Genomic DNA, 14,437 nt, shown 5'->3' with positions numbered 1-14,437 from the left:
TACAGCTATTTATTAGTCACGAATGGAATCGGCGCCGAGCCATACATGGTGGTCGGGACGTCACCCTTCCATTGCTTGGCCCTGACCATGTCGACCTCGATCCGGCGCAGTTCCAGCACATCCTTGTTTTGTGCCAGCGCGGCGTTTTGAATCTTCAGCGCGTCCGCCTGCGCGGTGGCGATCTTCAATTGCGAGTAGGCTTCGCCGTCGGCGCTGGCCCGCATCGCCTGGGCCTCTGCTTCAGCAACCGCCACTTTCTGCTTTTGCTCGGCCTCCACGGTCTTCAGCTTGTTTTCCGCGCCCAGGCGCAACTGCTCCTGGGTGACTTTTTCGTTGATCGCCGCCATATAGGAAGGTGAGAAAGAAAAGGTCCGCATATCGATGCCGATCACCTGGGCGCCGTAGATTTTCAGCTTGTCGCGCAAGGAGGCGCTGATGTCCGTGCTCACCTGCGAACGGCGGGCGATCAGGTCGGGCGCGCTGTATTTCGCCGTGACTGCCTTGAACACTTCCTGCGTCGCGGTCTGTACATACGATGAGAGATCGCCGTCATGGCTGTACTTCTCATAGACTTCGGCGACACTGTTGGTGGAAATCGAATAACGCACCGTCATGCTGACCTTGACCGGCTGGGTATCCGAAGTGCTGCCCTCGGCGTCTTCAACGTCGGCGCGCTCGGCGCGGATGCTGAAGATGGTCAGTTTCTTCCATGGCGGCAGGATCACCAGCCCCTCATTCTCGATACCGACGATCTTGCCGAACGATGTCACCACGCCGCGGTTGCCGGTAGGCACAGAACCGAACGGCCACAGCCATAGCACCACAATCAATAAAACCAATCCAGTCAAACCTAACTTGATGAAACTTTTCTTTTGTAAATCAAGCATCTAATCCCCCTTGTTTGAAAAACCCGAATCGGCAACTCCCACTGCCGACCGATGGCATTCTTGCATGCTTTCGAGGTTTTGTCTGAGGGCAATAACGAGTGGTAAAAATACAACTTGGCGTAGCCGTTTTTTGTAGCTGTCCAAGAAACGACTGCCCATTGCCAATCAGGTAACGTCGGGGCAACAAAAGGTTTTCGCTGGCTGTCCAGGATCCGCATATGGATGCTCAAAATGATTCGTTCAACTCTGGCGGAGACGCACTATATATTGGCGGAAAGTCAAGTGAGAGCCGCCCCGATGCCATCTTCATTTCACACGCCCTCAAACCGCTTCCGCGCCACAAGAGCCGGCTGGTGGGCGCGGCTGGAATTGCCGACCTGGATCCTGATTGCCACCATCTACGGCGGCTGGCTAGGCTGTGTGCTGCATTGGCAGGCGCTGGGCCCATGGCTGGGAACGCCGTTGCTGATTCTGCTGACGGCCTGGTATATGTCGTTGCAGCATGAGCTGATACACGGGCACCCTACCCGCAATGCCCGTTTCAACGCCCTGCTCGGCCAGTTGCCGCTGGCCGTCTGGTATCCCTATGCGGTCTACCGTGACAGCCATCTCGACCATCACCATAACGAAACCCTGACCCTGCCCGGCATCGACCCGGAAACCTATTATGTATCCCGGGCCGGCGCCGGCAACGGCTCGCGCCTGCGCCGCTTCCGCAACACGTCCGCCGGCCGCCTGCTGATAGGTCCGGCGCTGGGGTGGTCGCGCACCATCCGCGCCGCGTGGTTGGCGCGCGACCGCAAGACGGCGCTGACCTGGGGCGGCCACGGACTGTTGCTGGCCGCAATGCTGACCGTGCTAGAGCACGCCGGCATATCGCCCTTGTTCTACGTATTGGCGATCGCCTATCCGGCACTCAGCCTGACCATGGTGCGCTCCCTGTTCGAACATCGGGCGGTGGAATCCGAACACGGGCGCTCGGTGATTAACGAAGCTGCATGGCCTTGGCGCCTATTATTCCTGAATCTGAATTATCATTTGGTACATCACCTCCATCCCGGACTGCCCTGGTTTCATCTGCGGCTGGCCTACCTGGCCGAGCGCGAGAGCTACCTGGAATCGTCGGATGGGTTCGTCGAACGCGGCTATCTGCCCTTGCTGTGGCGCTATCGCAGCAAGCCGGCGATTGCCGATGTTCATCCTTTTGCCTGAAGCAGCATGATATTTGAAACCGCCTCTTGACGACCACATGAACCTGCCCATCCGCCGCCTGACCGCCCTGTTCGCCTTTACCCTGCTCACTTCCCATGCACAGGCGGCCGAGCCGATCCGCGTCGGCTCCAAGATCGATACCGAAGGCGCCTTGCTGGGCAATGTCATCCAGCTGGTGCTGGAAGCCAACGGCATCAAGACCGTCAACCGCCTGCAGCTAGGCACCACCAAGGTGGTGCGCGGCGCGCTGCTGGCGGGCAGTATCGACATCTACCCGGAATATACCGGCAACGGCGCCTTCTTCTTCGCCGACGGCAGCAACCCGGCCTGGAAGAATGCCGGCGCCGGCTATCAGCTGGTGAAAAAGCTCGACGCCGACAAAAACCACGTGATATGGCTGACGCCATCGCCGGCCAACAATACCTGGCTGATTGCGATCCGCCAGGACATCGCGCAAGCCAACAAACTCAAGACCATGGCCGACCTCGGCCGCTGGATCGGCCAGGGCGGCAAGATCAAGCTGGCCGCCTCGGCCGAATTCATCGAGCGTCCGGACGCCTTGCCGGCCTTTGAAGGCGCCTACGGCTTCAAGCTGAAACAAGACCAGCTGCTGACCCTGGCCGGCGGCGACACTGCCGCCACCATCAAGGCCGCTGCCGAGCAGACCTCCGGCGTCAACGCCGCCATGGTCTACGGCACCGACGGCGCGGTCGCGGCCCTGGGCCTGACGACGCTGGATGACGTCAAAGCCGTGCAGCCGGTCTACGCGCCGGCGCCGGCGATACGCAGCGACGCCTTGGCCAGGGAGCCGAGGATCGCCGCCTTGCTGCAACCGGTATTCAGCTCCCTGGATAGCGCGACCCTGCAAAAACTGAATGCCGGCATCGCCATCGAAGGCCGCGATGCGCGCAAGGTCGCCGCCGATTATCTGCGCAGCAAGGGCTTTATCCGATGACGGCAGAGCGCCTGGTGAACCTGCCGCCGCGCTCCGGCACACTGGCGCCGCTGTCGATCCAACTGCACAATCCGGTACACCTGCTGCTAGCGGCGACGGCCATCCTTGCCGCCGCCGGCTTGCCGCTGCTGACTTTTGCGCCCAACCGGCTGCTCAGCGGCCATGGCATCTATCTCAGCGAACTGTTCAACCATGCCGGTCTGTACTGGCTGCTGGCGCTCCCGGCCCTGTTTCTGCTCGCCGCGCCCTGGCTGCGCCCGCGCCGCGGCAGCCGGATATTGCTGATCCTGGCTGCCGCGCTGTTCAGCTGCGGCCTGCTGGTCCTGGCTGGCCAGGAAGCCCGCTTGCGCAGCGGCGCGGAGGACTCGCTGGCGCGCGTCTCGTTCGGCGGCGCCTTCTGGCTGCTGGCGCTGGTCGCCTGGCTGCAGCTGGCCGAAGCCTTGCGCGGGCTGCGGCTATCCTTGCCGGCCCAGGTCGCGGTGGTGGCGCTGGCGGCATTGCCGGCGATCGGCCTGCTGCTGACGGGCCAGCTCGACAGCCTGTCGCTGCTGAAGGAATACCGCAATCATCTGGACAGCTTCGACCAGGCACTGCTGCGGCATCTGCAGCTGGTGCTGTTTTCCGTGCTGCCGGCGGTCGTCATCGGCACCAGTTTCGGCGTCCTCTCGTTCCGCAGCCCGCGCCTGCGCAAGCTCTTGTTTCCCGCCTTGAACGTGATACAGACGATTCCATCGATTGCCTTGTTCGGCCTGCTGATCGGTCCCTTGACCCTGCTCGGCCTGATGCTGCCGCGCAGCGGCATCAGCGGCATCGGCATGGCGCCGGCCTTGCTGGCGCTGATCCTCTACTCGCTGCTGCCGATGACCCGCAGCGCCGTGGCGGGACTGCAGCAGGTGCCGGCGGCGGTGCGCGAGGCGGCCCGCGGCGTCGGCATGTCGCCGCGGCAGATCTTCTTTCGGGTCGAGCTGCCGCTGGCGCTGCCGGTATTTCTCAACGGCGTGCGCGTCACCACCGTGCAGGCGGTAGGTTTGGTGGAAGTGGCGGCGCTGATCGGCGCCGGCGGCTTCGGCACGCTGATGTTCCAGGGCATGGCCAGCAGCGCGCTGGACCTGGTGCTGCTCGGGGTGATTCCGGTGGTGCTGCTGGCGATCAGCGTCGACGCTGCGTTCAAGGTGGTGATTTCATTGCTTACCGGGAAAATTCAGGAAAATCAATGATTGAAATCGAGAATATCAGCAAATCCTTCGATGGCCGCCTTGCGCTTGACAACGTCTCGCTGGCCGTCAACGCCGGCGAGCTGGCGGTGCTGATCGGCAGTTCCGGTTCCGGCAAATCGACCCTGCTGAAGCTGTTCAACCGCTTGCTGGAGCCGGACAGCGGCAATATCCGCTTGTTGGGACAGGATATAACCGACTATTCGCCGGAGCAGCTGCGGCGCCGTATCGGCTATGCGATCCAGTCGGTCGGCCTGTTCCCGCACTGGACCGTGGAACAGAATATCGCTGCCGTGCCGACCCTGCTGAAGTGGCCGAAAGCACGGATCCAGCAACGCGTCGACGAATTGCTGGCGCTGCTGCACCTGGCGCCGGAGAGCTTCCGGCATCGCTATCCGCACCAGCTGTCCGGCGGCCAGCAGCAAAGAGTCGGCGTGGCGCGCGCGCTGGCGGCCGATCCGGAAGTGCTGCTGATGGATGAACCGTTCGGCGCGCTCGACCCGCTCACCCGCAGCAGCTTGCAGCAGGAGCTCGCCAATATCCACGCCATTTCGGGCAAGACCATCGTGCTGGTCACCCACGATATCGACGAAGCGCTGGCGCTGGGCGAGCGTATCGTGCTGCTGGATCACGGCCGCATCGTGCAGCAAGGCGCGCCGCGCGATTTCCTGCTGGCGCCGGCCAGCGACCTGGTGCGCGATTTTGTCGGCCAGAGCGATGTCGGCATCCGCCTGCTCGGGCTGGACAAGATCGCCACCAGAGTGCGCGCCGAGCCCGCCATCGAAGGCGAGCCGATCCGCAGCGACGGCAGCTTGCGCGAAGCGCTCTCGGCGTTCATCACGCGCAAGGTGTACAGCCTGCCGGTGGTGGATGAACACGGCCAGTCTGCCGGCGTACTGCATTTTGCAGATTTGCTGACGGAGCGGACTTGAGCTGGCCGGGCAAACCGCGAAATTCTCTGTATCGCCAGCGCTGGCTGATTGTCAGCAGCTTGCTTCTGGCGGGACTGATCTTCGGCATGCCGCTGGCAAGCCCGCTGTTCAGCGCCGTTTTTCCGGAGCTGGAACGGCCCATCTATCAGCAGGACTCGTTTCTTACCCTGGTGCTGGCGCATCTGCGCATAGTCTCTATCTCTGGCGGCATCGCTGTACTGGGCGGCGTCGGCGCTGGCTTGCTGGTGACCCGGCCGGCCGGCAAGGCTTTTCGCTCGCTGCTGGAAACAGTGCTGGCCGTCAGCCAGTCATTCCCGCCGGTGGCGGTGCTGGCGGTGGCCGTGCCGCTGGTCGGCTTCGGCGAAACGCCGGCCCTGATCGCGCTGGTGATGTACGGCATCCTGCCGGTGGCGCAAGCCGCCATCACCGGCTTGTCATCCATCCCGCAGCCGGTGCTGGAAGTGGCGCGCGGCATCGGCATGAGCCGTCGCCAGATCCTGTGGCGCGTCGAGCTGCCGCTGGCGGCGCCGGTGATACTGGCCGGCGTCCGCACCTCGGTAGTGATCAATATCGGCACTGCGGCGATTGCCTCCACTGTGGGCGCAAAAACCCTGGGCTTGCCGATCATCGTCGGCCTCAGCGGCTTCAACACCGCCTATGTGATCCAGGGCGCGCTGCTGGTCGGCTTGCTGGCGATCGTGGCCGACCAGCTGTTCGAATTGCTGGCGCGCCGCTGGACGCCGCAGTCCGCGGGCGGCGTCCAAGACCAGGGGGACGCATGATCTGCGCGCTGCCGATGTATCCGTTTGCGGCAGCCAGCCTGCGCGCATTCTGGTCGGCCTTGCGCGACAACTTGCAGCGCGCCGGCCTGCAGCGGCTGCCGCTGGAGTTGACGCAGCCGGACCACCTGCTCCGGCATTGGCAGCGCAGCGATCTGCTGCTGAGCCAGTCGTGCGGCTATCCGATTTCCACCCTGTTGCGCGGCAAGGTGCGGGTGGTCGGGGCATTTCATTTCGACGTGCCTGGCTGCCAGCTGAGTGCTTACAGCAGCGCCTTGCTGGTACGCAAAGACGACAAGCGCACATCCTTGCCTGAATTTCACGACGCCGTCGCCGCCTGCAACGAACGCCATTCGCAATCCGGCTATCACGCGCTGCGCAGCGCGGTTGCGTCATTGGCGCGCGACGGTCGCTTCTTTTCCAAGGTCCTGTTCAGCGGCGCGCATCGCCATTCGGCGCAAATGGTTGCCGGTGGCGAGGCCGACATCGCAGCCCTCGATTGCGTTAGCGCTTTCCTGTTGCGCAGGCAAGAGCCCGAGGTCTTCGAGCGGCTGACCACTATCGGCTATACCGAGCCCATGCCTGGCCTGCCGCTGATTACCTCGCTGAGCACGTCTACAACGGCATTGGCGCAACTGCGGCAGGCACTGAGCATGTGCTGTCAAGCGCCAAGTCAGACGCCAAAACTACGCGACAGCCTGGACGCCATGCGTATCACCGGCTTTTCCGCCCTCGATGAAAGCGACTACCGCATCTGCGCGGCCAGGGCCGAACAAAACACGCGAGACGGCCTGGCCGACTGGTAGCCAGTCTGGCGCCGGCCGGTTTCGCCGCCGCTTCAAGGGCGCCAGGGTTCCAGGGTTTTCAGCATGACGCCTTTTTCCTGGACGCATTCGCCCAGCAAGGCAAAACCGCATACCTCTTCCTGATGGTTGGTGTACACCGCGCGCATGCCGGTGACGATGCCCTCTACCTGCAAGGATTCCGCCGGTTCCCAGCGGCCGTCCGACAGGATAGGCGGCACGATCACGGCCGCCAGCGCCGGCGTTTTCACCACCACCGGCATGGCGGGATACACCACGCGGGTCGGCTCGCCGTTGAGTGTTTTGGCCAGCGCCCGCGCTGCCTGCATGATCGGCATGACGTAAGGCAGTAGCAAGCCGTCCACTTCGGCGCAATCGCCCAAGGCATACACGTGCTCCGCACTGGTGTAGAGCCAGGCGTTGGTGACGATGCCGCGGTCGACAAACAGCCCGGCCTTGCGCGCCAGCGCCAGCCGTGGCGCCAGGCCGACTGCAGCCACTACCCGCTCGACCTCCAGGCTATCGCCATCGGCCATGCGCAAGGTGTAGCCGCCGTCGCGCCGTGTAACGGCTTGCGGCGTCTTGCCCAGATGTAGCGCCACCCCGAGCCCGGCCAAGGCGTTTGCCATGGCCAGCCCGGCCTGCTGTGGCAGCAGGCGGCTCAGCGGCCAAGCGGCCGGATCGACCAGGGATACCTCGAACTGCGCGTTGGCCAGGTCGTTGGCGAATTCGCAGCCGATCAGGCCGGCGCCAAGGATGGCGACGCGGCGGATTCCATGCAGCGCCTGGCGGAAGCGGCCGTAATCGGCCAGGTCGTTGACCGTCATGACGTCGGCGGCGCCGTCGCCGTCCAGCCTGAGCTGGCGCTGGTCTGCTCCCACCGCCAGCACCAGCGCGCTATACGGCAGGCGCTGCCCTGCCACGGTAATGCTGCGGCTATTTGGTTCGATCGTGTCGACTTCGCTATGGCTGAGGACGGTAGCGTCCAGCTGTTCCGCCATTTGCTGCGCCGTGAAATTGACCAGTCCTGCCATGTCCTTGCCCTGCTGAAAAGCGTTCGACAGCATGGGCTTGGCATAGAAACTGCCGCAGTCGCGGCTGATGATGGTGAGCGGCGTTTGCCGGTTCAGCTTGCGGAACTCGCGCGCCACGGTGTAACCGGCCATGCCGCTGCCGATGATGATGATTGGTGCCATGATGAAACCTCTTGGTTGGATGACGGTCGATGGCTGCGGCCTAGGCCGGCGCCATTTCGAATTCTGCTTTGGCGACGCCGCAGTCAGGACAGAACCATGTGTCCGGAACATCTTCCCAGCTGGTCCCCGGTGCGATGCCGTGTTCCGGCATGCCTTCGGCTTCGTCGTACTGGAAGCCGCACACTACACATTCCCATTTGCGCATATTGTTCTCTTCGATATAACGTTGGTTCTTGCCTGGTTCAGATGGCCGCGGCGCCATGCTGCCGCTCTCAGTGCCTGGCCAGGGCAATGAGAGACGGCGCCTGCCCGGCGCCGGCGGCGAACTTGCCTACGACAGGGTTACAGGGTTACGAGAGGGTCAGCCCGAATACGCGCTGCCCAGGCCGAGCAGGCTCATGGCGCGGCGGTAAGCGCCCGAGGAGCGATCAGCCAGGATATGCGCCTCGACGCCCCGGTCCAGCGGCAGATCGTCGGGGCGCTGGGTTTCAACGATCGCGCGGTCTTCTTCGAAAATCTGGCGATTGAAGTCGTACACCTCCTGCAAGGGCTGGTCCTGGTCGAAGTTGCGCGTGATAGGCACGAACAGGCGCGTCGACCGGGCCGATACCGGACTGGCGGCATTCAGGATAGACAGTACGCCGCCCTCGGGGAAATCGACCGTCAGGCTGGCGGTGAACGGCAGTTCGATATTGAACACCCGGCGCCATAGGTAGTCCGGCGGCGCGCGGTGCTGCATGCGCTTGGGGAAATTGCTGACCGTGCTGATGTATTCGGCGTGCATGCCCCGCTCGGTGCGCTCGGCGGTATATTGCGGCACAAAGGGATTGTCGCGGTCGGCAAAGGTCGCTTCATGGATCCAGGCGAAGTGGGCGACGTCGATGAAGCCCTCTACCTGCCGTCCGGCCGAAGCGGCGATATCTATCGATGGCGGCAGGATCTGCTGGAAAGCCAGATTATCCCAGGCCGGGAATTCCGGGAAGGTTTCGTGGCCGCCGCCAAGCGAGGTCCAGATCAGGCCGTAGCGCTCTTGCGTCGGATACATGCAGATCTTCAGGCGCTCGGAAATATGGCCGTCGGGCTGCGACGGGATATGGCGGCATTTGCCGTCCGGTCCGTAACGCAGTCCGTGATACGGACAGACGATGTTTTCGCCCTCGACCCAGCCCAGGCTCAGGGGCACGCCGCGATGCGCGCACATATCCTTGGCGATCACCACCCTGCCGTCGGCGCGATAGGCGACCAGACGCTCGTCCAGCAGGCGCACGGCGATCGGCTTGTCGGTCAGGTCAGAGGAAAATGCGACGGGATACCAGAATTTGCTGAGGATTTTCCAGTCTTCCGGATGGAATGTGCTGTCGCGCGGCGGGCTGATGTCGGGCGCGCTGTGTTGCTCTTGTTGCTGGCGTTGCTGGTATTGCGATTCGGTTGCTATAGAAATAGGCACATATGACATCAATTCTCCAAGTTAATTTATAGCGCGCCTATGAGGCAAGCTGCAAATTCCCCATAGGGGCAAAAACGTTAATTATGGTTTTCCTGCCAAGACAGGCTTGTGGCCGGCCGGCGCCGCTGCACCGCAAGCCAAGGGGAGAATAGGCGCTAAATTACGGTTTCACTATATTTTTTAATATATAGCGAAGATGCGAGCGCCAGATAGGCCAAACCGGCGCGGATGTGCGCAAACTCGCAAACGGCGTGCCAGCGGATTGCGGAACGCTCTATGACGGCATCGTTGTATACGTTAAAATATAGCGAGTCTGTCATCATCGGCCACGGCAGCGTGCGATGGCGCTGGACAAGAACTATTTTGCAGAAAATCTTAAAGAAAACCTGAAAGCGCCATGAAAACCGCTCTCGTGCTCAGGCACGTTGCATTTGAAGACCTGGGACAGCTGGCGCCACTGCTGAGCCAGCGCGGCTTCGACATCACCTATTTCGATGTCGGCGTCGCTTCGTTCGCCGCCACCTCGCCATTGAATCCCGATCTGGTGATCGTTCTCGGCGGCCCGGTCTCGGTCTACGACGTCAAGACCTACCCTTATATGAGCACCGAGGTGGCATAGCTGCGCGCGCGCATGCTGGAAGATCTGCCGACACTCGGCATTTGCCTGGGCGCGCAACTGATGGCGGCGGCCCTGCATGCACGGGTCTACCCGGGTTCTGCCGGCAAGGAAATCGGCTGGGAGCATTTGAGCGCAGGCGAAGATATGGGCGACCGGCCCTATATCCGGAAACTGATAGGCGCCGAGCTCAGGATGCTGCACTGGCACGGCGACACTTTCGACTTGCCAAAAGGTGCGAAGCACCTTGCCGCCAGCAGCCGCTATCGCAACCAGGCGTTCGCCTGGGGCCGCAATTGCCTGGCCTTGCAGTTTCATCCCGAGTTCGATATCCGCATGATCGAGCGCTGGCTGATCGGCCATGCGCACGAGTTGGCCCATATGCAGGATATCGATCCTGCCCGCTTGCGCGCCGACACTGAACAGTTCGGCCCCGGCTTTGAAGATGCATCGGCTGCGTTCTGGACCGCCTGGCTCAACAGCATCCAGGAGAAAGTAGCGCCGCTGGCCGCGGTCGGGGGCTATGGCGGCAGCTGAGCAGGTAGTCGAGGCAAAGAATTATTGCGTCTTGTCCCAGTGCATGCGCCGCTCTTCAGTTGCTTCCTTGAGCAAATGATAGGACCGCTCTGGATTTTTCTCTGCATTCGGACTTCCGGCATCCATGGCCAGCGCCAGCGACTGCAGCGCCGGCGGAAAATCTCCCTGCGCGGATTTTTCCAGCCAGCTGTGCGCCAGCGCCAGATCCTGGGGGACGCCGTCGCCCGCAGCATATGCGTTGGAAAGCAGGAACATGGCTTGCGCACTGCCGTTGGCGCTGGCTTGCTGCAGCCAGGACACGGACTGTCTCAGGTCTTGCGGCATGCCTTCGCCATATTTGGCCATGCGCGACAGCATCAAGGCAGCTCTTTCGTCATCCTGCGCCGCTGCCTTTTTGTACCATTGCGCGGCCAGCACCGGCTCTTTGCCGAGGCCAAGCTTGCCGTTGTAGTAAGCGCCGGCCAGCACAAAAGCCGCTTCTCTGTCCCCGCCCTGGGCGGCTTTGCTCAACCAGAAGGCGGCATCCTTCTCGCTCGCCGCCGTATCTTCGTAGGCCAAGGCCAATTCTCGCTGCGCTACTGCGGAGCCGCGCTGCGCCCAGGCCTGCAATTGATCGACAGCCGATGCCTGCCGGCCTTGCCTGGCCAGCACGCCCAGGCTTTCCAGCTGCGCGCTGCCTGGCGCTGCCGGCTGCTGATCGCTACAGGAGGCAAGCAGCAGTCCGAAGACCAGCGCCGCCGACAGATTTGAATATGTTTTCATCTTTATCAAACAAGACAAGCCCCGTACAACCGGGGCTTGGTACATCGGAGATGCGAGCTGCGCCTACGCCGGCCGCACCTCGCCGGCCGCACCTATTTGCTCAAGTCGATCGCGTACTTGGAAAAGCCGCTGGGATCAAGAGCGCCCTCGGTGGCGACGCGGTTCAGGCCGAGCGCCTGCGCCACGGCCAGCTTGCCCGGCGCCGAACGCAGGATCACCGGCCCCTTGGTCGCCACTTTGACGAAGCTCCAGCTCTGGCCGCCGCCGTTATTCGCCTGCGTGACCTTGCCGAGCTTTTGCAGGTAGCCGCTGACCACCGCCTGGCTGGCGTCCGGCGACTTGATGATGGTCTTGCTGCCGTCGATGCCCGGGAAATTGCCGCCGCCGCTGGCGCGGTAGTCATTAGTGGCGACGATGAAATCATCCGTGGCAGCCACCGGCTTACCCTGGTAAGTCAGGTTGACGATGCGGCTGCCGACCACCTGGGTGACGTCGATCTGGTACTGCATCGCATTGCCTTCGGCGTAGAACACGTCGTAGTTGTAGATGGACGAATATGAAGGCACCAGGTCTTGTTCCGCGGTTGCGTTGGGATCGATCTTGCCGAACTGCGAAGCGGAGGTTTCCAGCCAGTTTTTGAGGTCCGATCCCTTGATTTTCACCGCCTGCAGATTGTTGTTGCTATACAGGTAGAGATCGCCGGGATTACGCACCTGCAAGGCAAATGGAGCCGCCTTGGATGCGGTTGGCGCGACATCCGTGAAATCCGACGGCCCGTTGCGGCCGGCCTTGAACGGCGCGCTGCAAGAGATCACCGGGATGTTCTTGTAGCTGGCCAGCGTGGCCTCGGTGGAACTGCCGATGAAATTCTTGACGTAGTCGATCTGCGCCTGGTTGACGATCTGGATCGCGCCGACATCGCCCGCCAGCGCAAAGTACGACGACATTTCGAAATCCGTAGTGGTGCCGAGCGGCTGCTGCGCATAGGCGATGGTGGCCTTGTGTTCGCTGTCCACCAGCGCCGCAATGGCGGGATCGGCCGCCACGCTGGTGACGCCGTCGCTGTATTTGAAACCGCGCGCTTCGACGGTAGTCAGGGGTTGCTGGATCACCCATTTGCCGCCTGTATATTGCAAGGTCAGCTTGATGATGCCGAGGCGACGGCCCCAGCTCTGCGCCATCACGGTCGGCACATTATTGACAAAGCCGTTCTTGCTGTCGACGATGTTCTTAGGCAAAGCTGCCAGCGATGCGTCCAGCGCCGGCGCTTTGGCTTCCTTCGCCGCCGGGAAAATCAGGTGCGAGTGGCCGACCAGCAGCGCGTCGATGCCGGTGGTCGAGAGGTACAGGCTGCCGTTTTCCATCTTCGGGCTGTAGGGCGAGGCGTCCAGCCCGCCGTGCGAGAGCGCGACGATGACATCGGCGCCGGCGCTACGCAATTGCGGTACGTACTGGTTAGCGCTCTCTTGCACGCCGTTGACATATACCTTGCCAGCCAGGTTTTTCTGGTCCCAGTCCATGATCTGCGGCGGCACGAAGCCGAGGATGCCGACCTTGAGCGGCACTTCGATGGTCTTGCCGTCCCGCGTGGTGGCGGCGAACAGCTTGGGAATCACGGCATAGGGATTGAAAATCGGCTTCTGGCTGGCGACGCTGTTGACGTTGGACAGCACCAGCGGGAACGCCGGTGCGCCGCAAGTGCCGGCCGGCTTGGCGACGCCGGTCACGCCCAGATCGGAATTGGTGATCTGGCTGAGGAATCCCAGGCCGTAATTGAATTCATGGTTGCCGATGCCGCCGCCGTCGTACTTGAGGGCATTCATCACCTTGTGCACCGCCAGCGTGCCGCTGCAGGTGACCGGCGTGGCCTGCGCCTGGTAGTCGCCCAGCAAAGTACCTTGGATGACGTCGCCGTCGTCGAACAGCACGTTGTTGGGATTTTCAGCGCGCGCGCCCTGGATCAGGGTCGAGGTGCGGTCCAGGCCCAGGCTGGCGTCGGGCGCCAGCGCGTAGTAGTTATAGCCGAGCACATTGGAATGGATATCGGTGGTCTCAAGAATCGCCATCTTGAGCACGCTGCCCTCCTGCACCTGCGTCGATAGCGTGGAGGAACTGCTGCCGCAGGCAGCCACGGTCATTGCGGCGACGGCGGCCAGCGCCGGCTTGCCAAATTTATTGATCATCAAACGGTCTCCGGAAAAGAGAACGCGCCTTGGATGGCGCGTTCGTCATGTGGGGCGCGTGGTTCTGGTTTTATGTATCGGCCAGGTAACGCATTGTCGGGATTATGTATCCCGAATATGACCCCATCATGAATCCGGTTGGCAATTATTTATCAGCCCTTGAGGCGGTAGCCGGTCTTGAAGATCCACCAGAGCGCGCCCATGCACAGCGCCAGGAACGCCAGCGCCATGCCGGCGCTGATCAGCACGTTGACGTCGGCAACGCCGTAGAAGCTCCAGCGGAAGCCGCTGATCAGGTACACCACCGGATTGAACAAGGCGATCTTTTGCCAGAACGGCGGCAGCATGTTGATCGAATAGAAGCTGCCGCCCAGGAAGGACAGCGGCGTGACGATCATCAGCGGGATCAGCTGCAGCTTTTCAAAGCCGTCGGCCCAGACGCCGATGATGAAGCCGAACAGGCTGAAGGTGACGGCGATCAGGATCAGGAAGGCCATCATCCACCAGGGATGGGCGATCTCGAAAGAAATGAAGAGCCGCGCCGTGGCCAGGATCAGCAGGCCGAGGATGACCGATTTGGTGGCCGCTGCGCCGACATAGCCGCCGACGATTTCCACGCTGGAGATCGGCGCTGACAGCACCTCGTAAATGGTGCCGGAAAATTTCGGCATGTAGATACCGAACGAGGCATTCGCGGTGCTTTGCGTCATCAGCGACATGATGATCAGGCCGGGAATGATGAAGGCGCCGTAGCTGACACCGTTGATGCTGACCATGTGCGAGCCGATGGCGGCGCCGAACACGACGAAATACAGCGCGGTGGATATCACCGGCGAAGCGATGCTCTGCATCAGCGTACGCCCGGTGCGCGCCATCTCGAACATATAGATCGCGCGGATAGAGTGAAGATTCAT

At 62.2% G+C, this 14,437-nt stretch carries 15 protein-coding genes; 8 read left to right on the top strand and 7 right to left on the bottom strand.

Features of this window, described 5'->3' with window-relative positions; all coding sequences use genetic code 11:
- Positions 1-5: 5 nt before the first annotated feature.
- Positions 6-887, bottom strand: coding sequence for a prohibitin family protein (locus BCF11_RS23905; protein WP_098496954.1), 882 nt, complete (start codon positions 885-887; stop codon positions 6-8).
- 297 nt (positions 888-1,184) lie between these two features.
- Between BCF11_RS23905 and BCF11_RS23900 the strand changes: the two genes are divergently transcribed.
- From BCF11_RS23900 to BCF11_RS23875, 6 genes are read left to right on the top strand one after another with little or no spacing between them, the layout of a single operon-like run.
- The gene (locus BCF11_RS23900) at positions 1,185-2,099 is read left to right on the top strand and encodes a fatty acid desaturase (protein WP_098496953.1); all 915 of its coding nucleotides are present in this window, start codon (positions 1,185-1,187) and stop codon (positions 2,097-2,099) included.
- Between the two features lie 37 nt (positions 2,100-2,136).
- Positions 2,137-3,054, top strand: coding sequence for an ABC transporter substrate-binding protein (locus BCF11_RS23895; RefSeq protein WP_098496952.1), 918 nt, complete (start codon positions 2,137-2,139; stop codon positions 3,052-3,054).
- Positions 3,051-4,271 (top strand): ABC transporter permease, encoded by a 1,221-nt coding sequence (locus tag BCF11_RS23890; RefSeq protein WP_098496951.1) that lies wholly within the window; start codon positions 3,051-3,053, stop codon positions 4,269-4,271. The genes BCF11_RS23895 and BCF11_RS23890 overlap by 4 nt, the downstream gene beginning before the upstream one ends.
- Entirely contained in the window at positions 4,268-5,200 is a 933-nt protein-coding gene (locus BCF11_RS23885) for an ABC transporter ATP-binding protein (RefSeq protein ID WP_098496950.1), read from the top strand. Before BCF11_RS23890 ends, BCF11_RS23885 begins: the two co-directional genes overlap by 4 nt.
- Entirely contained in the window at positions 5,197-5,982 is a 786-nt protein-coding gene (locus BCF11_RS23880; RefSeq protein ID WP_304441871.1) for an ABC transporter permease, read from the top strand. The genes BCF11_RS23885 and BCF11_RS23880 overlap by 4 nt, the downstream gene beginning before the upstream one ends.
- Positions 5,979-6,785, top strand: a complete 807-nt coding sequence (locus tag BCF11_RS23875; protein WP_098496949.1) for a phosphate/phosphite/phosphonate ABC transporter substrate-binding protein — start codon at positions 5,979-5,981, stop codon at positions 6,783-6,785. Before BCF11_RS23880 ends, BCF11_RS23875 begins: the two co-directional genes overlap by 4 nt.
- A gap of 32 nt (positions 6,786-6,817) precedes the next feature.
- Here the strand turns inward: BCF11_RS23875 and BCF11_RS23870 are convergent, their stop codons facing one another.
- The 3 genes from BCF11_RS23870 to BCF11_RS23860 form a co-directional block, all read right to left on the bottom strand.
- On the bottom strand, positions 6,818-7,978 hold the full coding sequence (locus tag BCF11_RS23870) for an FAD-dependent oxidoreductase (RefSeq protein ID WP_098496948.1): 1,161 nt from the start codon (positions 7,976-7,978) through the stop codon (positions 6,818-6,820).
- A gap of 40 nt (positions 7,979-8,018) precedes the next feature.
- A complete protein-coding gene (locus BCF11_RS23865) occupies positions 8,019-8,183 on the bottom strand; it encodes a rubredoxin (protein WP_098497675.1) in 165 nt (54 codons plus the stop codon).
- A gap of 156 nt (positions 8,184-8,339) precedes the next feature.
- The gene (locus BCF11_RS23860) at positions 8,340-9,434 is read right to left on the bottom strand and encodes an aromatic ring-hydroxylating dioxygenase subunit alpha (RefSeq protein WP_098496947.1); all 1,095 of its coding nucleotides are present in this window, start codon (positions 9,432-9,434) and stop codon (positions 8,340-8,342) included.
- Positions 9,435-9,822: 388 nt separating this feature from the next.
- Here BCF11_RS23860 and BCF11_RS28715 point away from each other — a divergent pair, with 388 nt between their 5' ends.
- Together BCF11_RS28715 and BCF11_RS23855 are read left to right on the top strand one after the other, a co-directional pair.
- On the top strand, positions 9,823-10,044 hold the full coding sequence (locus BCF11_RS28715; RefSeq protein WP_369827821.1) for a hypothetical protein: 222 nt from the start codon (positions 9,823-9,825) through the stop codon (positions 10,042-10,044).
- Between the two features lie 12 nt (positions 10,045-10,056).
- The gene (locus BCF11_RS23855) at positions 10,057-10,578 is read left to right on the top strand and encodes a hypothetical protein (protein ID WP_369827820.1); all 522 of its coding nucleotides are present in this window, start codon (positions 10,057-10,059) and stop codon (positions 10,576-10,578) included.
- A 21-nt stretch (positions 10,579-10,599) separates the two neighbouring features.
- On the opposite strand, the gene BCF11_RS23850 is transcribed toward BCF11_RS23855, so the two are convergent.
- The 3 genes from BCF11_RS23850 to BCF11_RS23840 form a co-directional block, all read right to left on the bottom strand.
- On the bottom strand, positions 10,600-11,340 hold the full coding sequence (locus BCF11_RS23850; protein WP_158229267.1) for a tetratricopeptide repeat protein: 741 nt from the start codon (positions 11,338-11,340) through the stop codon (positions 10,600-10,602).
- 92 nt (positions 11,341-11,432) lie between these two features.
- Complete coding sequence (locus tag BCF11_RS23845) at positions 11,433-13,523, bottom strand: bifunctional 2',3'-cyclic-nucleotide 2'-phosphodiesterase/3'-nucleotidase (RefSeq protein WP_098496945.1); 2,091 nt, start codon at positions 13,521-13,523, stop codon at positions 11,433-11,435.
- A 152-nt stretch (positions 13,524-13,675) separates the two neighbouring features.
- On the bottom strand, positions 13,676-14,437 hold the full coding sequence (locus tag BCF11_RS23840; protein ID WP_098496944.1) for an ABC transporter permease: 762 nt from the start codon (positions 14,435-14,437) through the stop codon (positions 13,676-13,678).

Origin of the sequence: Collimonas sp. PA-H2, assembly GCF_002564105.1 — a bacterium.
GTDB lineage: Bacteria > Pseudomonadota > Gammaproteobacteria > Burkholderiales > Burkholderiaceae_D > Collimonas.
The sequence above is the reverse complement of the archived record's forward strand: the minus strand, read 5'-3'. Positions and strand labels throughout refer to the sequence as shown.